Here is a 22793-nt window from a genome sequence, read left to right on the forward strand (position 1 = left end):
AGCCGCGCGCATGGACAATCGATGATTTTTATTGCTGCCCTTCTTTTCGGCTACCTTCTTGGATCGATCCCCTTCGGTCTTGTTCTGACCCGTCTCGCTGGGCTGGGCGACGTGCGATCGATCGGATCGGGCAATATCGGCGCGACGAACGTTCTGCGAACAGGCAACAAGAAGCTTGCTGCCGCGACCCTTCTTCTCGATGCGCTGAAAGGCACAGCCGCAGTCGTCATCGCCAACCAGTATGGGGTCGGCCTCGGCATCATCGCCGGTTTCAGCGCATTTTTGGGCCATCTCTTTCCCGTCTGGCTGGGCTTCAAGGGCGGCAAGGGCGTTGCGACCTATCTCGGTATTCTGCTTGCGATTTCTGGCCTCGCTTCACTCGTATTCGCCATCATCTGGATCGCAACGGCATATCTCACCCGCTATTCATCGCTTTCGGCGCTGATTGCCTGCGTTGCAGTGCCTATCACGCTTTTGATGCTTGGGTTCGGTGACGCGGCCATCGCCTTTTCGATCATGAGCCTGATCGTCTTTGCCAAGCACCGGGCGAATATCAGCCGACTGATATCGGGAACGGAAAGCCGTATTGGTTCGAAAGGATGAACGCGCCAGCTGCTCCGCTCAGGCTTTCTGATGCGCAGCGGCTGAACTGGCTGCGGCTTCTTCGTTCGGACAATGTCGGCCCATCGACCTTTCGTGACCTGATCAACCGATACGGATCGGCCAATGCTGCACTCGACGCCGTGCCCGGTCTTGCGGCACGTGGCGGCAAGCGAAAGATCCGTGTCGCAACGCGTGCCGAGGCCGAAGCCGAACTCGATCGCGTGACACGGTTCGGCGGACGGATCGTGGCCATCGGCGAACCTGACTATCCACCCATGCTGCGCCATATGGACGTTCCGCCTCCGCTGGTGACCGTCATTGGGCGCGACGATGTCTTCAAAGCACCGGCCGTATCGATCGTCGGCGCGCGCAATGCTTCGGCATCCGGCGCGAAGATGGCGCGGCAACTCGCCGCCGATTTAGGACGCGCCGATTTCACGGTCGTTTCAGGGCTCGCGCGCGGTATTGACGCGGCCGCGCATTGGGCAAGTCTCGAAACCGGCACGATCGCTGTTCTGGCCGGCGGTCTTGATAAGCCCTATCCGCCCGAAAATCTGGAACTCGTCGGCAAGATCGCGCGGGAAGGTGCTGTGATCACGGAAATGCCGTTCGGCTGGGAGCCGCGTGCGCGGGACTTTCCGCGCCGCAATCGCTTGATTGCCGGACTTGGGCTCGGGCTCGTGGTTGTCGAGGCCGCACAGCGTTCAGGCTCGCTCATAAGCGCGCGACTTGCCGGCGATCTCGGTCGTCAGGTTTTCGCCGTTCCGGGATCGCCACTCGATCCGCGCGCTGCCGGCTCGAACGGTCTGCTGAAGGACGGCGCAGTGCTGACCTTGTCTGCTGAAGATGTGATCGAACAACTGAAGCCGATGATCGAAAGGGCGCCACAGCCATCGTTCCGTGAGCCGGATGCGAGTGTCATCATGCCTACGGAGGAGGCGTCGGACGACGAGCCCCCCGTCGATGCCCAGCATGCCGTGATGCACGCGCTTGGACCGGTGCCAGTGTCGCTTGACGAAATCGTCCGACATACCGGATTGCCGTCCCGCACAGTCTCGGTTCTTTTGCTTGAACTCGATCTTGCCGGACGACTTGAACGCCATTCAGGCGGCGCTGTCTCCCTTGTCGCTTCGGATGGATGAGTCACTTTCCTGCCGCATGATGTCGTCGGCTTCTATGCAGGCCATTTCGATCATGTAGGCCAGAACTTCGTAACGCTCATTCTCCGCCATGCGACGCAGCTGGCCCAACATGGAGTGCATGAATTCAAGCGTCTCTACGTTCCGGTTAAGTGCCTGCCGCATTCCCACTCCCTCGACGTTACGGCGTCGGAACTGCATTTTATGGGTTGCAGTTCGATTCCGCGTCACAACTTCTGATAAATCGAGAATGGATCGGCAACGAGGAGATTGCAACTTCAAATTATCACAACCAATGCGTGTATTTCAGCTATGCCCAATGCGAGGTGTTACGCTTTTCCCTTGACCAAGACGCGCCGCGCCGCCATGTGACGGGCCACGCATTCCAATATTAGCGAGAGGCCGCATTGCTGTCCGCGGCTAGGAGATTTCCCGAAAACATGGACGTCGTCGTCGTCGAATCCCCCGCCAAGGCAAAGACCATCAACAAGTATCTGGGCTCGCGCTATAAGGTGCTGGCCTCGTTCGGCCATGTCCGCGATTTGCCGGCCAAGGACGGTTCGGTGAGGCCGGATGAGGACTTCGCCATGTCGTGGGAAGTCGACTCGCCGTCCTCGAAGAGGCTCGGTGACATCGCCAAGGCGATGAAAGAAGCCGACAGCCTGATCCTTGCGACCGATCCGGATCGCGAAGGCGAGGCGATTTCCTGGCACGTACTGGAGGTCCTGCGTCAGAAGAAGGCCATCAAGGACAAGCCAGTCAAGCGGGTTGTTTTCAACGCGATCACCAAGCAGGCCGTGACGGACGCCATGGCCAACCCGCGCGAAATCGATACACCGCTGGTTGATGCTTATCTGGCGCGACGTGCGCTCGACTATCTCGTGGGGTTCACGCTTTCTCCCGTGCTCTGGCGCAAGCTTCCCGGGGCGCGTTCGGCCGGTCGCGTTCAGTCGGTCGCGCTGCGGCTCGTTTGCGACCGCGAATCCGAGATCGAGCGGTTCGTTCGTGAAGAATACTGGCAGATCGCCGCCCTCCTCGACACCGAGCGCAAGGATCGCTTCGAAGCGCGCCTGACCGCCTATGACGGGAAGAAGCTGGCAAAGCTCGACATCGGCAACAAGGAACGTGCCGAAGAGATCAAGTCGATGCTCGACGGCGCGTCGTTCAAGGTCGCGTCGGTCGAGGCTAAGCCAACAAAGCGTAATCCCGCACCGCCCTTCACCACTTCGACTCTGCAGCAGGCCGCGTCGTCGCGTCTCGGCTTTTCGGCCTCGCGCACAATGCAGGTCGCGCAGCGCCTTTACGAAGGCATCGACATCGGCGGCGAAACGACCGGCCTCATCACCTATATGCGAACCGACGGCGTCCAGATGGCGCCGGAGGCGATCGCTGCTGCCCGCGAGCAGATCGGCAAGGGTTTCGGTGATCGTTACCGGCCTGAAAAGCCCCGTTTCTACTCGACCAAGGCCAAGAACGCACAGGAAGCGCACGAGGCGATCCGGCCTACCGACTTCTGGCGCACGCCCGATCAGGTTCGCAAATATCTCGATGCCGATCAGGCGCGCCTTTACGAGATGATCTGGAAGCGTGCCATCGCCAGCCAGATGGTGCCCGCCGAAATCGAGCGAACGACAGTCGAGATCGAGGCGGCAAACGGCGCGAAGACGGCCGGCTTACGCGCCGTCGGTTCGGTCATCCGCTTCGATGGATTCATCGCCGCTTATACCGAGCAGAAGGATGAAGACGCGCCTGAAGGCGACGACGACGAAAAACGCCTGCCGCAGATCGGCGCGAACGAGAGCCTTTCGCGCCACGCGATCAACGCCACCCAGCACTCGACCGAACCGCCACCGCGTTATTCGGAAGCCTCGCTCATCAAGAAGATGGAAGAGCTCGGCATCGGCCGCCCGTCGACCTATGCGGCGACGCTGAAGACGCTGGAGGATCGCGACTACATAACCAACGAGAAACGCAAGCTGGTTCCGCAATCCAAGGGCCGGCTTGTCACCTCGTTTCTCGAAAGCTTCTTCGAGCGCTACGTCGAATATGATTTCACGGCGAGCCTTGAGGAAAAGCTCGATCAGATTTCGGACGGCAAGCTCGCCTGGAAAGACGTGCTGCGCGACTTCTGGCGCGATTTCTCCGGCCATGTCGACGACATCAAGGAGTTGCGCGTCACCGAAGTTCTGGATGCGCTCAACGAGGAACTCGCACCGATCGCCTTCCCGCCGCGCGAGGACGGCAGCGATCCGCGCATCTGCCCCAAATGCGGCAACGGCCAGCTTTCGCTGAAGCTTGGCAAGTTCGGCGCGTTCGTCGGCTGCTCGAACTATCCCGAGTGCGGGTTTACCCGTCAGCTTGACGGTCCCGCCGGAGACGGTGACGGGGCGGCAATAGACGGCGACAAGTCGCTCGGCACCGATCCTTACACCAATGAGGAAATCGTCCTGAAGAGCGGTCGCTTCGGTCCTTACGTCCAGCGCGGTGAAGGCAAGGAAGCCAAGCGCTCCAGCCTGCCTAAGGGCTGGAAGGTCGAGGATATCGATCACGAAAAGGCGCTGGCTCTGCTTTCGCTGCCACGCGATGTCGGCAAGCATCCTGAATCCGGCAAGATGATCTCGGCCGGGCTTGGACGTTACGGACCATTCGTCCTTCACGATGGGAGCTACGCGAATCTGGAATCCATTGAGGATGTGTTCTCGATCGGCATCAATCGCGCCGTCACGGTCATCGCAGAAAAGAAGTCGCGCTTTGCCAATGGCGGCGGACGCGCCGCTGCCACCGCATTGAAGGAACTTGGAGACCACCCCGACGAAGGCGGCAAGATCACCGTTCGTGACGGTCGGTACGGGCCTTACGTGAACTGGGGCAAGATCAACGCGACATTGCCGAAGGGCAAGGCGCCCGAGACCGTGACGGTCGAGGAAGCGTTGGCGATGATTGCGGAAAAAGCGGCGAAGGGCGGCGGCAAGACCGCGAAAAAGAAGGCTGCCCCGAAGGCGAAAGCAAAAGCCGCCAAGGCGGATGGTGAAACCAAGTCGGCACCCAAGAAGAAGGCGGCCGCAAAGAAGCCTGCTGCCAAGAAGACGAAGGACTAGGACTTGGCGCGAAAAATCTCCGGGCGAAAGTCGGCGAGCCCCGTTAAAGATCCGGGCTCGACCGTATCCGGCGATTTCCGGCCCAGCCGCGAGCAGATCCTGACTTTCATTTCCGACAATCCGGACGCTGCCGGAAAGCGCGAGATCGCCAAGGCGTTTCGCCTCAAGGGCGATGATCGCACATGGCTGAAGGACATGCTGCGCGATCTTCAGGACGACGGGCTTCTGGAAAAGAAGGACAAGAAGCTTAAACGTCCAGGCGATCTGCCGCATATGGTCGTGCTCGATGTCATCAGCCGCGACGCTGATGGCCTTTTGATCGCGCGCCCTGCGGAGTGGCCCGCCCATCTGGGCGCATCGCCGATGGTCGCGATCCGCACTCAGCGCCAGGGCAAGGGACCTGCACCGGGTATCGGCGACCGCGTTCTGGCCAAGACTTTCCCAAACGAAGACAAAGGCGGGGCGGCCTATACGGCGCGCGTCGTCAAGATTTTCGACAAGCAGCGTGACGCGGTGCTCGGCGTTCTGCGCCACGTCGCCGACGGCGGGTTTCGCATGGAGCCGGTCGAGCGGCGGCAGCCCGAACTTATCATCGACGAGGACGATCTGAACGGCGCCAAGCCGGGCGATCTCGTCGAGGTAGCGCCACTGCGCCATGCGCGTTACGGCTTGCCGAAGGGCAAGATCGTCGAGGTCGTCGGTTCGCTGACGAGTGAGAAGGCGGTCTCGATGATCGCCATTCATAGCCACGACATTCCGCATGTCTTTCCCGATGTCGTGATCGCCGAATCGGAAGCGTGCCGCCCGGCGACGCTCGATGGGCGCGAGGACTGGCGCGACCTGCCGCTGATCACCATCGATCCGGCCGACGCGAAAGACCATGACGACGCCGTATACGCGGTTGCGGACGATGACGAGGCCAATCCCGGAGGGATCGTCGCAACCGTCGCGATCGCCGATGTCGCCGCCTATGTGCGAACCGGCTCCGAACTGGACCGGGAGGCGCTGAAGCGCGGAAATTCGGTCTATTTTCCGGATCGGGTCGTGCCGATGCTGCCCGAACGCATTTCCAACGATCTGTGTTCACTGCGCGAAGGCGAAGACCGCCCTGCCCTTGCCGTGCGCATGACCTTTAGCGCCGAAGGCCGGAAAATCCGGCACAGCTTCCATCGCATTATGATGCGCAGCCATGTCAAACTGTCCTACCAACAGGCACAGGCGGCGATCGACGGCGTACCGGACGACAAAGCCGCGCCGTATCTCGACGACGTCCTGAAACCGCTGTGGGAAGGTTATCGCGTCCTGAAACGCGGCCGCGACCATCGCCAACCGCTGGAACTCGATCTACCGGAGCGCAAGATCGTGCTGAAGGATGACGGTACCGTTGACCGCGTCATCGTTCCCGACAGGCTCGACGCTCATAAGCTCATCGAAGAGTTTATGATTCAGGCGAACGTCGCCGCCGCCGAAACGCTCGAGGCGAAGCGCCAGCCATTGATCTACCGTGTCCACGACGAGCCCTCGATGGCGAAGCAGGAATCGCTGCGCGAGTTTCTCGCCACCGTGGGTCTGTCGCTGGCGCGTGGTTCCAACATGCGGCCCTCCCAGTTCAACGGCATCCTGAAGGCCGTCGAGGGCAGCGAACATGACGAACTCGTCAACGAGGTCGTTCTGCGAAGCCAAAGCCAGGCGATCTACTCGAAGGACAATGCCGGGCATTTCGGGCTAAATTTGCGCCGCTACGCGCATTTCACCTCCCCGATCCGCCGCTATGCCGACCTTATCGTCCACCGTGCACTGATTTCGGCGCTCGGCCTTGGTAAGGACGGCCTCACGCAAGGCGAGGAAGAAAGGCTGGAAGAGATTTCCGCGCTAATTTCCGCGACGGAACGGCGCGCGATGGCGGCAGAACGCGACACGGTCGACCGGCTGATCGCCGGCCATCTGGCGACCCGTCTCGAAGAAACGTTCACAGGCAGGATTTCCGGGGTCACCAAGGCCGGTCTTTTCGTGCAACTGCCGCAATTTGGCGCAGATGGCTTCGTGCCGGTGTCAACACTCGGCAATGACTATTATATCTACGACGAAGCGGGGCGCGCGCTGATCGGCGACCGTACCCGAAAGGGCTACCGTCTCGCCGACACCGTCGAGGTGAAGCTCGTCGAGATCGCGCCGATGGCTGGCAGTCTGCGCTTCGCGATGATGAGTGATCCGACGCCGATTTCCGGCTCGCGCAATTCGCTTCACAAGACCAAGGGTCGGCGGCGGGCGCAGCAACCGCGCGGTGGCGGGCGCGGATCGAGCAGGAGCAGACGATGAGCGAAATCCAGTATGGCGGCGTCGCGGCGCAAGGCGACCGACCGCTCATTCGGTCCATGTGGCGTGGTTTTTTGTGCCGCTGCCCCAATTGCGGCGAAGGTAAGCTTTTCGGCAAGTTCCTTAAGACCACTCCGTCCTGCTCGGTCTGCAATGAGGAATTTCACCATCATCGAGCCGACGACCTGCCCGCCTATCTCGTTATCATGATCGTCGGTCACATCGTCGTTGGCGGCTTCATGGGCGTCGAAATGACGAGTGGCCTTGGCCTGTGGCAGCATCTGGCGATATGGGTGCCGCTCACCATAATGTCGTCCGTCGCGCTGCTCCAGCCTGTCAAGGGCGCTGTCATCGGCCTGCAATGGGCCTTGCGCATGCATGGCTTCGGCGGCGAAAAGGACGAACTGGAATCGCATCCGGAGCTTTAGCTCCGTTTTTGGGAGGATCGGCTTTGGAAGGGTGGACGCGCGGTCAGATCGACAAGGCCGAGAACAAGGATTTCGCGCTCGGCACCGGACCGAAGCGACCGAGGGACGCTGCGACGTTGATCCTGCTCGACCGTCTGGGCGGCGAGGTGCGTGTATTGATGGGCCGGCGCAGCCGCAAGCACGCATTCATGCCGGGCAAATTCGTTTTTCCGGGCGGGCGCACCGATCCGAGCGACAGCCGCATCGAGGCCGTTTCCCCGCTCGATCCCGCGGAAGAGGTCAAGCTGATAGGTACGGGAAGCCGGGCTACCGCCGCACGTGCCCGCGCCATCGCGCTGTCGGCTATACGCGAGACCTATGAGGAAGCCGGGCTGCTGATCGGCCGCCGCGGTCCGTTCACCACGAAGAAGTCGGACTGGCAGGGCTTTGCCGAGCACGGCATCCAGCCATCGCTGGCCGGTATGCGTTTCGTCGCCCGCGCAATAACGCCGCCCGGCCGCGTGCGCCGGTTCGATACGCGCTTCCTTTCGGTCTGGAAGGATGAGGTCGCACTCGAACTGGAGAACGGCGGTCCGACGAAGGAACTCGAGGAACTCGTCTGGCTGTCGATCGGCGAGGCCAAGGAAGCCGACATCCCCACGATCACCCGCACGGTTCTTGGAGATCTGGAAAAGCGTCTTGCCGCCGATCCTGAGCTGAAGCCCGGCGGCGAAGTGCCCTTCTATTACCTGCGCAACAACCGTTTTCAGCGCGAAATCCTGTAGGTCTCCATGCATACCGCCCTTCCCGGCTCCGGTGACGAGACGATCCGCTGGCTGTCGGTTTCGGCAGCCATTGCGGCGATCAGCGTGGTCGGCATCGCCATTGGCCTCGGCGTACCGCTTTTAAGCGTCATTCTGGAAAGTCGCGGTCATTCGGCGACCATGATCGGCCTCAATACGGCGGTCGCCGGCCTCGCTTCCATCGCGGCGGCACCCTGCGCCACGCCGCTCGCCGCGCGCTTCGGGACGGGCCTGACAATGCTCGCGATGATCGTTGTCGGCGCGTGTGCCTTCACCGGCTTTTATTTCCTGCCGCATTTCTGGATGTGGTTTCCCCTGCGCGCGATCTTGCACTTCGCGATCACCATTGTTTTCATCCTTTCCGAATTCTGGATCGCCACATCGGCACCGCCCGCAAAGCGCGGTCTCATCCTCGGCGTTTATGCGACGGTGCTCTCGCTCGGCTTCGCCTTCGGCCCATGGCTTTTCTCGCAGGTCGGCAGCCAAGGGTTCCTGCCATTCGGCATCACCTTCGCCATCGTCATGCTAGCCACCATCCCCGTGCTGGCCGCGCTGAAGGAAAGCCCGCGCCTCGATGCGCAACCGACGGGTACGCGTTTCATCGGCTATATCTGGCTCGTTCCGATGGCGACGGGCGCAGTCCTCGTCTTTGGCGCGGTCGAAACTGGCGGCTTCGCCCTGTTCCCGGTCTACGGCACACGCATCGGCTACACCGAGGCAGAAGCCGCTCTGCTGCTGACGGCTGTGGGGCTCGGCAACGTCATGATGCAGATACCGCTCGGGCTTTTGAGCGACCGGATCGGCGACCGGCGCCATCTGCTCATAGCGTGCGCCGCGATCGGCCTAGTAGGGATGTTCCTCCTGCCCTTCGCCGCGCATGACTGGTATCTGACCGCCGGGCTTCTCTTTCTGTGGGGCGGCGTCGTGGCGGGGCTTTACACCGTCGGCCTCGCCCATCTGGGCTCGCGCCTGTCCGGCCGCGATCTCGCCTCGGCAAACGCAGCCTTCGTTCTTTGCTATGGAATCGGGATGCTTGCCGGTCCGCAGGCGATCGGTATCGGGATGGATCTTTTCGGCCCGAACGGTTTCGGCTACGCAATCATGGTCTTTTTTGCCGGATATCTTGCGCTCGGCTTCATGCGACTCGGATCGCGGCCTGTGCGGGGTTGACAATCGACCGGTATAGAGTATGTCTCGCGCCAAGTTTTCCGCCACCGGGCCTGGCTCCCGTTCGTATGCGGCAACATATCATTTTAAAAACGGACGACGAAAATGGCCAAAGCTACGACCATCAAGATCAAGCTTCTGTCGACTGCCGATACCGGCACCTTCTACGTGACGACCAAGAACAGCCGCACGATGACGGAAAAGATGGTGAAGCGTAAGTACGACCCGGTCGTGCGCAAGCACGTCGAGTTCAAGGAGACGAAGATCAAGTAAGCGTTCTCGCTTTCGATCTTTCATCAAGCGCCGCCTTCGGGCGGCGTTTTGCATTTCTGGTGTTGGGTAAGAGGCCGACCGGCGTTGGCAAAGTGGTACGAGGAGGCCACTGAGATCACCAGCGCCGGTCAGCCGACCTCACGGACCCAGGAGATGCGGCGGACCTGAGCATCATGAGGTAACTCGGCAGGGCGTCTGCTGCCCTGTTCCGCTACAGTTGCGCACGGTTAATCGAAAATCAATAGTTTCTTAACCCTGATCGCGACTAACGCGAATTAGGGTAAACGTGCCTTTAGACCGCTTCTGCCCCGCTCACAGCCAATCTAGACTTTTATTCTACGCTGCCTCGGCAGCGATCTTGGCCAGTTGCGTCATCACAACCGCAGCGCCTTGCAGCCGCTTTGCAGGTGTCGGCCAGTCACGCACCAGAACGATGGACTGGTCCGGCCTGATCTTTGCCGCAACGCCCTGCTCGCCGATATAACGAACGAGCCCGGTCGGCTCGGGAAAGCTCTTGTTGCGAAACTGGATGACGATGCCCTTCGGTCCCGCATCGAGTCTCTCGACATTGGCGCGCTTGCACAGCCCCTTGATGAAGACGATCTTCATCAGGTGCTCGACCTCCTGCGGCAGCGGGCCGAATCGATCGATCAGTTCGGCACCGAAACCATCGATTTCCTGTGGCGTGTCCAGTTCGCCAAGGCGACGATAAAGTGCCATACGCAATTGCAGGTCAGGCACGTATCCTTCCGGGATCATGACGGCGGTTCCGACCGCGATCTGCGGCGACCATTCGCCCGAATCGGCTTCCGACACGCCCTGCACCTCCGAAACGGCCTCTTCCAGCATCTGCTGGTAAAGCTCGAAGCCGACCTCCTTGATATGGCCGGACTGCTGGTCGCCGAGCAGATTACCCGCGCCGCGAATATCGAGATCGTGGCTGGCAAGCTGAAAGCCGGCACCAAGCGTGTCGAGCGATTGCAGAACTTTCAGTCGCCGGTCTGCCTGCTGCGTCAGCATCTTCTTGGCGGGCAGCGTCAGCAAGGCATAGGCGCGCGATTTGGAGCGGCCGACGCGTCCACGGATCTGGTAAAGCTGCGCCAGCCCGAACATGTCGGCGCGGTGTACGATCAGTGTGTTCGCCGTCGGGATATCGAGGCCCGATTCCACGATCGTCGTCGACAGGAGCACGTCATACTGCCCGTCATAGAAGGCGTTCATGATGTCGTCGAGTTCGCCGGCCGGCATCTGGCCGTTCGCCGTCGCTACTTTCAGTTCCGGGACCTGGCTGTCCAGAAATTCCTTGATCTCGGCAAGATCGGAAATGCGCGGCACGACATAGAAACTTTGCCCGCCACGATAGCGCTCGCGCAAAAGCGTCTCGCGAATGACCAGCGGATCGAAGGGCGAGACGAAGGTGCGAACCGCCATGCGGTCGACCGGTGGCGTGGTGATCAGCGAGAGTTCGCGCACGCCCGTCAACGCCAGTTGCAGCGTGCGTGGGATCGGCGTCGCCGACAGCGTCAACACATGGACGTCCGTTTTCAGATCTTTCAGCCGCTCCTTATGCTTGACACCGAAATGCTGCTCCTCATCGACGATCAGAAGGCCGAGATTCTTGAACGACACGGCGGAACCGAGCAGCGCGTGCGTACCGATGACGATATCGATCGTTCCGTCCGTCAGACCCTTCTTCGTCTCGGCCAGTTCCTTGGCACCGACCAGTCGCGAGGCCTGCCGAACCTTCACGGGCAAGCCGGCGAAGCGTTGGGAGAACGTCTTGAAATGCTGGCGCGCCAGAAGCGTCGTCGGCACGACGACAGCGACCTGAAAGCCTTCGAGCGCCGCGATAAAGGCAGCGCGCAGCGCTACCTCCGTCTTGCCGAAGCCGACATCGCCGCAAATCAGCCGGTCCATCGGCCGCCCGCGCGAAAGATCGTCCATGACGGCGTCGATGGCGTTTTGCTGGTCGTCCGTTTCTTCGTAAGGAAAGCGTGCGGCGAATTCGCCATAAACGCCTTCTGGCGGCATCATCACCGGCGCGGGCCGCATGGTGCGTTCCGCCGCAATGCGGATCAGGTCGCCAGCCATATCAAGCAGACGTTTTTTCAGCTTGGCCTTACGCGCCTGCCAGGCTCCACCGCCGAGCTTGTCTAGGCTCGCTTCCGAGCCTTCCGCGCCATAGCGCGACAGAAGCTCGATATTCTCGACCGGCAGGAACAGGCGGTCATCGCCTGCATAGCGCAGTTCGAGACAGTCGTGCGGTGCGCCTGCTGCCGTAATCGTCTGAAGACCTACGAAGCGCCCGATGCCATGGTCGGCATGCACAACGACGTCCCCGGCGTTCAGCGCAGCGACTTCCGCAATGAAGTCAGACGCTTTCTTGCGCTTCTTCGCGCGACGGACGAGCCGATCGCCGAGAATATCCTGTTCGGCGAGAACGATCAGCTTTTCTGTCTGGAAGCCCGTCTCCAGGGGCAGGACAGCCAGCGCGACCTTCGCGGCATCGAGTTTTTCCACCTCGTCGAGCGAGGTGACTGGCGCAATACCTTCCAACTCATGTTCGCCCAGAATCTGGGCAAGCCGGTCTGCCGAGCCTTCGGTCCAGCCGGCAACGACGACCTTGCGTTTGGCCGCGCGCATGTCGGCGATGTAGCGCGCCGCGCGTTCGAACACGTTGATCGATGGATCGGCGCGTTCTTCCGCAAAGTTGCGTCCGGATTCGGCTCCTGCATGGATGATGCGACGGCGCTCGATCTCGGGCGCGGCAAACGGGGTCAGTTCAAGCGCCGTGCGGTCGGTTGCGGCGTCCTTTACATCTTCGTCGGAAAGATAAAGCCGCGCGGGCGGCACCGGTTTATAGGGCACCGCCTCGCCGACGCTGCCGGCGGATTGCCGTTTTCGCGATTCGTAGTGATCGAGGATCAGCGCGTGGCGTTCCGAAAGCGCTTCTTTCGATAGATGGTCGAACACAATTGGCGCGTCCGGCAGATAGTCGAAGATCGTTTCGACCTTTTCGAAGAACAGCGGCAGCCAGTGTTCCATGCCCGCAAAGCGCTTGCCCTCGCTGATCGAAGCGTAAAGCGCATCTTCGCGGGATGGCGCGCCGAAAAGCTCGATATAATTGCGGCGAAACCGGCTGATCGTTTCAGGCGTCAGAGCAATCTCGCTCATCGGCTGAAGACGCATTTCCTTGCGTTGGCCGGTCGTGCGCTGCGACGCCGGATCGAAGGCGCGGATCGATTCCAGCGTATCGCCGAAAAAGTCGAGTCGAAGGGCTTCGTCCGCTCCGGGCGCGAGCAGATCGAGAATGCCGCCGCGCACGGCGTATTCTCCGACATCCCGTACGGTCGCTACGCGCTCGAAACCGCTCGTTTCGAGCCGCGCAGAAAGGTCTTTCATATCGACCTGATTACCCGGCCGGGCGATGAGAGTTTGCGCTGCCACGAAATCGAGCGGCGGCATCTTCTGGAGCACAGCATTCGCGCTGACGAGGACGACTGCACGATGCTGCTTGTCGCGCAGCGCAGCAATCGACGCCATCGCATCGAGACGGCGCGCAACCGTGTCCGAGCCGGGCGAGACGCGGTCGTAAGGCAGGCAATCCCAGGCCGGAAGTTCCAGAACCGGCAGGCCGGGCATGGCGAAGCGCAACACGTCGGCGAGCGCGGGAATCTTCTGTCCGTCGCGCGCGAGGAAAACGATCGGTCCGTCTTGTGCCGCCGCAATCGCCGCAATCGCGAACGCCTCGTAACCGTCCGACACGCCGTCTACGATGACCGGCTCGCCCGAAATCTTCGCGGGCAGATGGATGGGATTGAGAAGTGTCATGGCTCTGTCAGTTCGCAAGGCTGCGGGCCTGGTCGATCATCCGGCGCACGACCGCATTGTCCTGATGAGCCGGCACATTCAGTTCGCCGGTCACCCATTTGACGATATCCGCGTCGGCCTCGCCGAGGAGCGATTCGAACAGTTCGAGTTCGGCGTTTGCAAGGCTTGGCAGTTCCCGATCCGCAAAGCCGCCGACGACCAGATCAGCCTCGCGCGTGCCGCGATGCCAGGCGCGAAAGCGCGCCTTGCGCTTGCGGATTTCGAGCGGGTCGTTGCGAAAGGTGATGTCTGACATGGGGAAAATCCGGTTGGCCCGCGCATATAGCGTCTGACAGGGCCGATGTCAGCCTTTGCGCGTTCGAACCGCGTCGATAGTATCGCACCATGCGTCCCACCGAACTTGATCCTCTTTTCGCGCCTGTCACCTCGCTCGTCGGCATCGGCGAGAAGACGGCTGACCTCATGCGTCGCATCGTGACAGCCGACACGACGGGCCGTGATTTGCGCGCCGCCGATATTCTCTTCGTGCCGCCCTATGCGGTGATCGACCGGACGCGACGCCCCGGCATAGCGCAGTCCGGCGAAGGCTCCATCGTCACACTCAACCTGACCGTCGACCGTCATCAGCCTCCACCGCGCGGACGTGGCTCGGTGCCCTACCGTGTCTTCGCATTCGATGAGACGGGCGAGATCGCGCTGACCTTTTTCCACGCCAAAGGCCAATGGCTGGAAAAGCTGATGCCCGAGGGAAGCGAGATCGTCGTCTCGGGCAAGGTCGAGTGGTTCAATGGCCGCCCGTCCATGGTCCATCCCGATCATATCGTCGCCAAGGAAGATGCCGCCTCCCTGCCCTTGATCGAGCCCGTCTATCCGATGACGGCGGGACTTTCGGCCAAGCTCCTGCGCAAGGCGATTTCGTCCGCGCTCGAACGCCTTCCCGCTCTGCCCGAATGGCAGGATGCGTCCGTCCTCGACCGTCACCGATTCCCGACATTCGGCGAGGCGCTTGTCGAACTGCATCGACCCGAAAACGCGGCCGACTGCGAATCGACAAGCCCGGCATGGCGGCGTCTCGCCTATGACGAGCTCCTTGCCGGACAGGTCGCGCTCGCGATGGTGCGCATGCGGATGCGCAAACTAGCAGGACGCAAGCTGACTGGCGACGGGTCGCGCGGCGAGGCGGTGCGAGCCGCCCTGCCCTATGGCCTGACCGGCGCGCAGGAACGCTCGGTTCGTGAGATCGAGGCCGATCTTGCCCAGCCCGACCGGATGCTGCGCTTGCTTCAGGGCGATGTCGGCTCCGGAAAAACGGTGGTCGCCCTGATGGCGATGGCGCGCGCCGCCGAGGCAGGTGCGCAATCAGCGCTGATGGCTCCGACCGAAATTCTCGCGCGTCAGCATTTTTCGACAATTGCTCCTTTGGCCGAGAAAGCCGGCCTCACTGCCGCCATCCTGACTGGCCGGGAAAAGGGTCGTGAACGGGCGCAGACGCTGGCCGCCATCGCCGACGGGTCCATCGATATCGTCATCGGCACGCACGCGATCTTCCAGGACGCGGTGGCCTTCCGCGACCTCGCGCTCGCGGTGATCGACGAGCAGCACCGCTTCGGCGTTCATCAGCGGCTTGCCATCGGCGCGAAAGGCGCGGCAGTCGACATTCTCGTCATGACAGCGACTCCGATCCCGCGCACGCTGGTGCTGACTGCGTTCGGAGACATGGATGTCTCGCGCCTCGACGAAAAGCCTGCCGGGCGTCAGCCGATCCAGACCGTCACGCTACCTCTCGAACGCCTGTCGGACCTGATCGAACGCATTCGACGTGCAGTGAGCGAAGGCCAGAAAATCTACTGGATCTGCCCACTCGTGGAGGAAGCCGAAGGCATGGACGTGATGTCCGCCGCCGACCGGCATAAAGCGCTGGCCGAGATTTTCGGCTCCGATGTCGGGCTGGTTCACGGCCGCATGTCGGGCGCGGCGAAAGACGAGGCGATGGCCGATTTTAAAGCCGGACGCACCCGTATTCTCGTTGGAACGACTGTCATCGAGGTCGGCGTCGACGTGCCGGACGCCACCATTATCGTCATCGAACACGCCGAAAGGTTCGGCCTTGCGCAACTGCACCAGTTGCGCGGACGGGTCGGGCGCGGCGATGCGGCTTCGAGTTGCGTGCTTCTCTATCAATCTCCGCTCGGCGAGATCGCGAAGCAGCGCCTTTCGGTCATGCGCGACACCGAAGACGGGTTCCGCATCGCCGAAGAGGATTTGAAACTGCGCGGCGAAGGCGAATTGCTCGGCACGCGCCAGTCCGGCACGCCGGGTTTCCAGCTTGCACGGCTCGAACACCACGCCGATCTTCTCGCCATCGCACGCGACGACGCACGCCTTTTGCTCGACCGCGACCCTGACCTTACCGGTCCGCGTGGCAAGGCAATCCGCACGCTTCTCTATCTGTTTGGCCGCGACGACGCGATCAGGTTGATTCGCGCCGGTTGAGGAATGCCGAAAGCGCCACGAGCAGCCAGCCCGCGATCAGGAGTAGGCCACCTGCCGGAGCGGCCATCGGGAAAAGCCGCGTTTCGAGGAACGAGCGCGCGACAAGATCGCCGCAAAATAAGAGAATGCCGGCAACGATCGTCCAGCCGCCCGCGATCTGCCATCGACCGAACCACCCCGCCGATACCACCAGCAGGGCCGGTGCATGGATAAGCAGGAACGACGCGGCCGTGCCGAGATCGCCACCTGTGCGATGCGCTGCAACCGCCGATAAGGCCACGCCGCTTGCACCGAACAGCGCCCCTATTGCGAAGAGAATCCGCCCCGGTTCAATCATTTCAGCCCCTGATTCATGCAATTTCGTCGTGACTCTTGCAGAACACAACTGGAACAGGTAGGTTTGTTCTGGTTTTGTTTTAACGATTCCTTTTAAGGCCAGCCATGCTGACGCGCAAGCAACACGAACTCCTTCTCTTCATCCATCAGCGCCTCAAGGAGAGCGGTGTGCCGCCCTCCTTCGACGAAATGAAGGAAGCGCTGGGGTTGGCTTCAAAATCCGGCATTCACCGGCTGATCACCGCTCTTGAGGAGCGAGGCTTCTTGCGCCGCATGCCAAACCGGGCGCGCGCCCTGGAAGTTATCAAGCTGCCGGAGTCGATTTCTCAGCCTCCGAAACGCTTTCAACCGAGCGTCATTCAGGGCAGCCTCTCGGATAAGCCTGCGGCGAAGCCGGAACGACAGCCGCTACAGCCCGCGACCCGCGGTCCCATCGAGGTTCCAGTCATGGGGCGGATCGCGGCAGGTGTGCCGATCGACGCCATCCAGCACGCAACACGCGCCGTTACCGTCCCGCCAGACATGCTGACGGGTGGCGAGCATTACGCGCTGGAAGTTCACGGCGATTCAATGGTCGAGGCCGGTATCCTTGATGGTGACACAGTTATCATCCGCTCGGGCCAATCCGCGACGCCAGGCGAAATCGTGGTCGCACTCGTCGACGATCAGGAAGCGACGCTCAAACGCTTTCGCCGCAAAGGCGCGTCGATTGCACTCGAGGCCGCCAATCCGGCCTATGAGACCAAGATCTACGGCTCGGACCGTGTGAAGGTGCAGGGCAAGCTGGTCGGGCTGATCCGGAAATACTGAACTGGAAGCTGATACGACCTGGGTTGACACAGGGCGAGCGAGGTTATCGAGAAGGAAGCCGGTGTTCGGTTCGATGGGTGGTTATATGCCAACGCATCAATGATCAGTCGTTTTCGGCTTGCGATGGCTCGGCTGGTGCCGGTCGTTCGGGACGGACGTAAGGTCCCATTCCGCGCGCGGCGCGTGAGAAGCGGCGATGATCGTGCCAGGGTCGATATGGCTCGGTGATCGCATATCGTATGTGAGGTTGTGCCGCTCCCTCGCTCCGCCATGTGATCTGCGCACTGCCGCCTCTTGCCAGATCGCGCGCGGTTATTACCTTCACCGAAGGGGCGCGACATGGGTTTTCGGCGGTCGCGTCCGCAATGACGATCAGCCCTGCCTCGCCGCAAACCTGTTCAGCGATTTCTGCTGTTTCGGCATAAGCAATGACGTTTCCTTTCGCACTCGTCGCGGTGCAAAGCCCTTCATGGCAGACGAAGACGCCGTCAGTCTGCCCAGGCACGACCTGTTCCGGCCCTAATGGCCGTTCGAAATTCTGCACGTCGAAGGCTCGTAGCCAGTTCTGGATCGTGAAGCGGTTCGGACGCTGGCGATTGACCGCGATGCCGCCGCTTGTCGTGCTAACTGCAACCAGCCGCGCGTCTTCTGAAATCAACACGTCCGGCAATTGGCGTGTTGCGAGCAGCGCAATGCCAGCAGCGATCAGCGGTACCGCCGCCCAGCGCAGGACACCTCCCGTCATGGTCAAAATGACGAGTGCGCAAGTCAGAACCAGCACCGCGGAAAGCGGTATGGCACCGGTCGCATCGAACGCCGATCTCTCGGCCAACCAGAACGCGATCGTCGTCATTCCCCATATGCCCATCCCCATCAGGTCGAGCGGCAGGCCATCGAGACCAACCGGCATCAAGACTGTCGCGAGCACCGCCATGGGCATGATGATGATGGAAACGAGCGGCATCGCTGTGAGATTTGCGATGACGCCCAATGGAGAGATCTGCTGGAAGTGCCAGGCGGTGAACAACGCCGTTGCCACCCCTGCTATGATCGATGTCATCGCAAGTGCCGTTGCGTTGGACAAACCGGAGCGGAGCAGACCCGCCTTCGGCGGTGGGCCGCGATCTTCAAGACGATCGCGCTTGCGTGCGCTCCAAGCGCCATATGCGGCAATCAGCGCGGCGGTCGCGGCAAACGACATCTGGAAGCTCGGGCCGATCACCTCATGCGGTGAGACGAGGATGATGATCAGTGCCGATATCGCCAGATTGCGCATCGTCAGCGCCGCGCGATCGAACAAAACCGCGATCAGCATGACGGCAAGCATCAGGAACGCGCGCTGTGCGGCGATGTCCCCGCCCGACACGATGAGGTAAAATCCTGTGCCGAACAGGGCGGTGCCGGCGGCGTATTTTTTCACCGGATGCCGCGTGGCAAGACCGGGAAAAAACGCAGCCGCCGTGCGGATGGAGACCATGATCGTGCCGCCGACGAGCGCCATGTGCAGCCCCGAGATCGATATGACATGGTAGAGTCCGGTAATCCGCATCGCTTCATTGGCAGCTTCGGGAATGCCTGTTCGTATCCCTGTGATCAACGCGGCTGCAATGCCGCCTTCCATGCCGCCGATACGCGCGACGATCCGCTCGGCCACATCGCCGCGCCGACTTTCGATCCATGTGCCAAGGCGCTCCTTGCGCGTCGATGCCGTCGCGAGTTCCGTTGCGTCCGGTCCTCTCATGAAAAAGCCGCTACCGCCAATGCCGTCGAAATAGCGCTTGAAGGCGAAATCGTAGCTTTGCGGGCGCACCGGCCCCGACGGCGGCATCAGGCGGGCGATGCCGACAACGCCTGCGCCGGGCACGAGGCCATCGGGAATCGAACGCGCCGTGACGCGGACCCGGTCGGGCGCATAGCGCAGTTCTGGACGGCCGGTCGAGACGACATCGAGTGTAAGCCGCACGCGGCCGCTTTCCTGATGCTCTATGCGCACGACGCGTCCAGTGAGCTGGATCGTGATCTCCGATCCTAGAACTTTTGTATCGGCTAGCCTCGTCTCGACCTTCGCCGCCATCATTCCCGCAAACGTCAGGAGAATCGCGGCGATGGCGGCGCGCGTCACCCCTCCGGCAACGGTTGCCGGCAGGAGGGCGAGGCTGATCAGAACCGGTACCAAGAGACTGACGAAACCGGGCTCCCAAGGCAGGTTGAAATAGATGAGCGTTCCCAATGCGAGCAACACCGGCACGAACAGGAACGCCATTCCATGGTCAAGTTCATATTCCACCGATCGTTGCAGTGAAGCGAGACTGAACCCGAACCGACCGATCCGGTGCCGCAACCGGGCCGGCACCGCATATGAAGATTTTCCGGCGGCAGTGATCGACTGTGCCGAAACAAACGGATCCTGAACACCGCCTAATAAGCGCCGCTCGTCGATGACGATCGTCTCCCGTCTGTCCCCCATCGTGCCCCCACGGCCGTTCCCGGTGCTTGCACCGCGACTTGCCTATGCTACATGAGCGCCACGAGAACGCCACATATCGCTTCGGCGATACGGCTGCGAAAATCAGGAACATCCATGACCCGTCCCGTCGTCACACGCTTTGCTCCCTCGCCCACTGGCTATCTGCATATTGGCGGCGCACGCACGGCGCTGTTTAACTGGCTCTATGCCAGACACACGGGCGGGAAGATGCTCTTGCGCATCGAGGATACGGACCGCGAGCGCTCGACCGATGCGGCGACGGCCGCCATTCTCGACGGGCTTAAATGGCTCGGCCTCGACTGGGACGGAGAGCCGGTATCGCAATTCGAGCGCGCCGAGCGACATCGGGAAATCGCCCAGGAGCTCGTGAAACGCGGCAAGGCTTATCACTGCTACGCCTCGCAAGACGAATTGACCGAAATGCGAGAAAAGGCCCGCGCCGAAGGCAAGCCGCCGCGCTATGATGGTCGCTGGCGCGATCGCGATCCATCCGAAGCGCCTGCGGGCGTCAAGCCGGTCGTGCGGATCAAGGCGCCGCAGGATGGCTATACTATCGTTCAAGACAAGGTGCAGGGGGAGGTGCGCTTCCCCAACAAGGACCTCGACGATTTCATCATCCTGCGCTCGGACGGCAACCCGACCTATATGCACGCCGTCGTTGTCGACGATCACGACATGGGCGTCACGCACATCATTCGCGGCGACGATCATCTGACCAACGCCGCGCGCCAGAGCATCATCTACGAGGCGATGGAATGGGATGTGCCGGTAATGGCGCATATCCCGCTGATCCATGGCTCGGACGGCGCAAAGCTTTCCAAACGCCACGGTGCGCTCGGCGTAGAGGCTTATCGCGAGATGGGCTATCTGCCGGCCGCACTGCGTAACTACCTAGTACGGCTTGGCTGGAGCCATGGCGACGACGAGATCATGACGCTCGACCAGATGATCGAATGGTTCGAGATCGAGGACGTGAACAAAGGCGCGGCGCGTTTCGATTTCGCAAAGCTTGAGGCGCTGAACGGCGTCTATATGCGCCAGAGCGACGATGGCGAGCTTCTGGATCAGCTTGAAGCCACTCTGCCCTATCTGCCCGATGGCGACGAGATGCTGGCGAAGCTTGATTTGCCGAAGCGAGACCAGTTACGCGCCGCGATGGCGGGCTTGAAAGACCGCGCCAAAACGCTCGTCGAACTCAAGGACGGCGCCAGCTTCCTTTTTGCCAAACGTCCGCTTGAACTGGATGAAAAAGCCGCTCAGATTCTTTCCGATGGTGGGCGCGATGCGCTCGCCGGCCTCATGCCGAAGCTCGAAACCGTCGACGATTGGGGCTCACAGACCACGGAAGCGGCCGTGCGGTCCTATGCCGAGGAAACCGGGCTGAAACTCGGCAAGGCTGCGCAGCCCCTGCGAGCCGCCTTGACCGGCCGTTCGGTGTCGCCAGGTGTGTTCGACGTTCTTGCCGTTCTTGGGCGTGAAGAGAGCCTCGCGCGGCTGAAGGATCAGTTGTGATTTGCATGACTTGCCGCATTGCAGCATACGACTGACGACGAACTTGGCACGCTGAACCAAATGCGATAGCTAAAGCGCGCACCATACGGGTTCGCGTGAAATTTCACTAAATTACGCCCGCAATAAGAGTGTTCCGCATGAATGAGGTGTTGATATGACTGAAGGGACGGCGAAACTGGATTTCGGCGGCGACAGCCACGAATTCAAGGTACGGAAAGGTTCGGTCGGCCCGGACGTCATCGACATTTCGGCGCTTTATAAGAATACCGGCGCTTTCACCTACGATCCGGGTTTCACCTCGACCGCGAGCTGCGAATCCGAGATCACCTATATCGATGGCGACGAAGGCATCCTGCTTCATCGCGGCTACCCGATCGACCAGCTCGCCGAGCACGGCGATTTCCTCGAAACCTGCTATCTGCTGCTTTACGGCGAACTGCCGACCAAGGCGCAAAAGGAAGATTTCGACTATCGCGTCACGCATCACACGATGGTGCATGAACAGATGTCGCGCTTCTTCACCGGATTTCGCCGTGACGCGCACCCGATGGCCGTCATGTGCGGTGTCGTCGGCGCACTTTCGGCGTTCTACCACGACTCGACGGACATCTCCGATCCGCATCAGCGCATGGTCGCCTCGATCCGTCTGATCGCGAAGATGCCGACGATCGCGGCGATGGCCTACAAATACCATATCGGCCAGCCCTTCGTTTATCCGAAGAACGAACTCTCCTTCGCCGCCAACTTCCTGCATATGTGCTTTGCCGTGCCGTGCGAGGACTATAAGGTCAATCCGGTGCTGGCGCGCGCCATGGAGCGCATCTTCATCCTTCACGCCGACCACGAGCAGAATGCGTCGACCTCGACGGTTCGCCTCGCCGGTTCGTCGGGCGCGAACCCGTTCGCCTGCATCGCCGCTGGCATCGCATGCCTGTGGGGCCCTGCTCACGGCGGTGCGAACGAAGCCGCTCTCAACATGCTGGCCGAAATCGGCTCGGTGGACCGTATTCCCGAGTTCATCGGCCGCGCCAAGGACAAGGACGATCCGTTCCGCCTGATGGGCTTCGGACACCGCGTCTACAAGAATTACGATCCCCGCGCCAAGATCATGCAAAAGACCACGCATGAAGTTCTGGCCGAACTCGGTATCAAGGACGATCCGCTTCTCGACGTCGCGATGGAACTTGAGAAGATCGCGCTGACGGACGAGTATTTCATCGAAAAGAAGCTCTACCCGAACATCGACTTCTATTCGGGTATCACGCTGAAGGCGCTCGGCTTCCCCACGACCATGTTCACCGTCCTGTTCGCGCTCGCGCGCACCGTCGGCTGGGTGGCCCAGTGGAAGGAAATGATCGAGGACCCGGGCCAGCGCATCGGGCGCCCGCGTCAGCTTTATACCGGCCAGACGGAACGCGATTACGTGCCGATCGCCAAGCGCTGATCGGCTCACCACAAAGATCGAAGCCCCGGCATTTGCCGGGGTTTTTTTATGCCGCGGCAATGCCGACGATAGT

Annotated in this window: 17 protein-coding genes; 12 read left to right on the plus strand and 5 right to left on the minus strand. The window is 61.3% G+C overall.

What is annotated here, in order from left to right; genetic code table 11:
- Window positions 1–21: 21 nt before the first annotated feature.
- Window positions 22–603, plus strand: a complete 582-nt coding sequence (plsY, locus tag ACX82Z_RS07770) for a glycerol-3-phosphate 1-O-acyltransferase PlsY (RefSeq protein ID WP_459587784.1) — start codon at window positions 22–24, stop codon at window positions 601–603.
- On the plus strand, window positions 600–1745 hold the full coding sequence (gene dprA / locus ACX82Z_RS07775; protein ID WP_459587786.1) for a DNA-processing protein DprA: 1146 nt from the start codon (window positions 600–602) through the stop codon (window positions 1743–1745). The genes plsY and dprA overlap by 4 nt, the downstream gene beginning before the upstream one ends.
- Here the strand turns inward: dprA and ACX82Z_RS07780 are convergent.
- Entirely contained in the window at window positions 1707–1907 is a 201-nt protein-coding gene (locus ACX82Z_RS07780; RefSeq protein ID WP_459587788.1) for a hypothetical protein, read from the minus strand. The two genes, dprA and ACX82Z_RS07780, sit on opposite strands and share 39 nt — an antisense overlap.
- Before the next feature lie 275 nt (window positions 1908–2182).
- Between ACX82Z_RS07780 and topA the strand changes: the two genes are divergently transcribed.
- The 6 genes from topA to rpmG all read left to right on the plus strand — a co-directional run bounded on the left by topA (window position 2183) and on the right by rpmG (window position 9806).
- Complete coding sequence (topA, locus tag ACX82Z_RS07785) at window positions 2183–4840, plus strand: type I DNA topoisomerase (protein ID WP_459587790.1); 2658 nt, start codon at window positions 2183–2185, stop codon at window positions 4838–4840.
- A gap of 3 nt (window positions 4841–4843) precedes the next feature.
- Window positions 4844–7159: a ribonuclease R gene (gene rnr / locus ACX82Z_RS07790; RefSeq protein WP_459587792.1), complete on the plus strand. Its 2316-nt coding sequence runs from the start codon at window positions 4844–4846 to the stop codon at window positions 7157–7159.
- The gene (locus ACX82Z_RS07795) at window positions 7156–7584 is read left to right on the plus strand and encodes a DUF983 domain-containing protein (RefSeq protein WP_459587794.1); all 429 of its coding nucleotides are present in this window, start codon (window positions 7156–7158) and stop codon (window positions 7582–7584) included. The genes rnr and ACX82Z_RS07795 overlap by 4 nt, the downstream gene beginning before the upstream one ends.
- A gap of 23 nt (window positions 7585–7607) precedes the next feature.
- Window positions 7608–8348, plus strand: a complete 741-nt coding sequence (locus ACX82Z_RS07800) for an NUDIX hydrolase (RefSeq protein ID WP_459587796.1) — start codon at window positions 7608–7610, stop codon at window positions 8346–8348.
- A gap of 6 nt (window positions 8349–8354) precedes the next feature.
- Window positions 8355–9536: an MFS transporter gene (locus ACX82Z_RS07805; protein ID WP_459587798.1), complete on the plus strand. Its 1182-nt coding sequence runs from the start codon at window positions 8355–8357 to the stop codon at window positions 9534–9536.
- Between the two features lie 102 nt (window positions 9537–9638).
- On the plus strand, window positions 9639–9806 hold the full coding sequence (gene rpmG / locus ACX82Z_RS07810; protein WP_459587800.1) for a 50S ribosomal protein L33: 168 nt from the start codon (window positions 9639–9641) through the stop codon (window positions 9804–9806).
- A 336-nt stretch (window positions 9807–10142) separates the two neighbouring features.
- On the opposite strand, the gene mfd is transcribed toward rpmG, so the two are convergent.
- Window positions 10143–13637 carry a transcription-repair coupling factor gene (mfd, locus tag ACX82Z_RS07815; protein ID WP_459587802.1) on the minus strand — a complete coding sequence of 1165 codons (3495 nt, stop codon included), beginning with the start codon at window positions 13635–13637 and terminating at the stop codon, window positions 10143–10145.
- Window positions 13638–13644: 7 nt separating this feature from the next.
- Window positions 13645–13932, minus strand: coding sequence for an FAD assembly factor SdhE (locus tag ACX82Z_RS07820; protein WP_459587804.1), 288 nt, complete (start codon window positions 13930–13932; stop codon window positions 13645–13647).
- A gap of 89 nt (window positions 13933–14021) precedes the next feature.
- Between ACX82Z_RS07820 and recG the strand changes: the two genes are divergently transcribed.
- On the plus strand, window positions 14022–16130 hold the full coding sequence (recG, locus tag ACX82Z_RS07825; protein WP_459587806.1) for an ATP-dependent DNA helicase RecG: 2109 nt from the start codon (window positions 14022–14024) through the stop codon (window positions 16128–16130).
- On the opposite strand, the gene ACX82Z_RS07830 is transcribed toward recG, so the two are convergent.
- Window positions 16108–16467, minus strand: a complete 360-nt coding sequence (locus tag ACX82Z_RS07830) for a DUF423 domain-containing protein (protein WP_459587808.1) — start codon at window positions 16465–16467, stop codon at window positions 16108–16110. The two genes, recG and ACX82Z_RS07830, sit on opposite strands and share 23 nt — an antisense overlap.
- A gap of 104 nt (window positions 16468–16571) precedes the next feature.
- Here ACX82Z_RS07830 and lexA point away from each other — a divergent pair, with 104 nt between their 5' ends.
- Window positions 16572–17276: a transcriptional repressor LexA gene (gene lexA / locus ACX82Z_RS07835; protein WP_459587810.1), complete on the plus strand. Its 705-nt coding sequence runs from the start codon at window positions 16572–16574 to the stop codon at window positions 17274–17276.
- Window positions 17277–17379: 103 nt separating this feature from the next.
- Here the strand turns inward: lexA and ACX82Z_RS07840 are convergent, their stop codons facing one another.
- A complete protein-coding gene (locus ACX82Z_RS07840; protein WP_459587812.1) occupies window positions 17380–19743 on the minus strand; it encodes a ComEC/Rec2 family competence protein in 2364 nt (787 codons plus the stop codon).
- A 114-nt stretch (window positions 19744–19857) separates the two neighbouring features.
- Here ACX82Z_RS07840 and gltX point away from each other — a divergent pair, with 114 nt between their 5' ends.
- Together gltX and gltA are read left to right on the plus strand one after the other, a co-directional pair.
- On the plus strand, window positions 19858–21276 hold the full coding sequence (gene gltX, locus ACX82Z_RS07845) for a glutamate--tRNA ligase (protein WP_459587813.1): 1419 nt from the start codon (window positions 19858–19860) through the stop codon (window positions 21274–21276).
- 154 nt (window positions 21277–21430) lie between these two features.
- Complete coding sequence (gltA, locus tag ACX82Z_RS07850) at window positions 21431–22720, plus strand: citrate synthase (RefSeq protein WP_459587815.1); 1290 nt, start codon at window positions 21431–21433, stop codon at window positions 22718–22720.
- The last annotated feature ends 73 nt before the right edge of the window (window positions 22721–22793 follow it).

This window comes from Aliihoeflea sp. PC F10.4, from assembly GCF_054612275.1.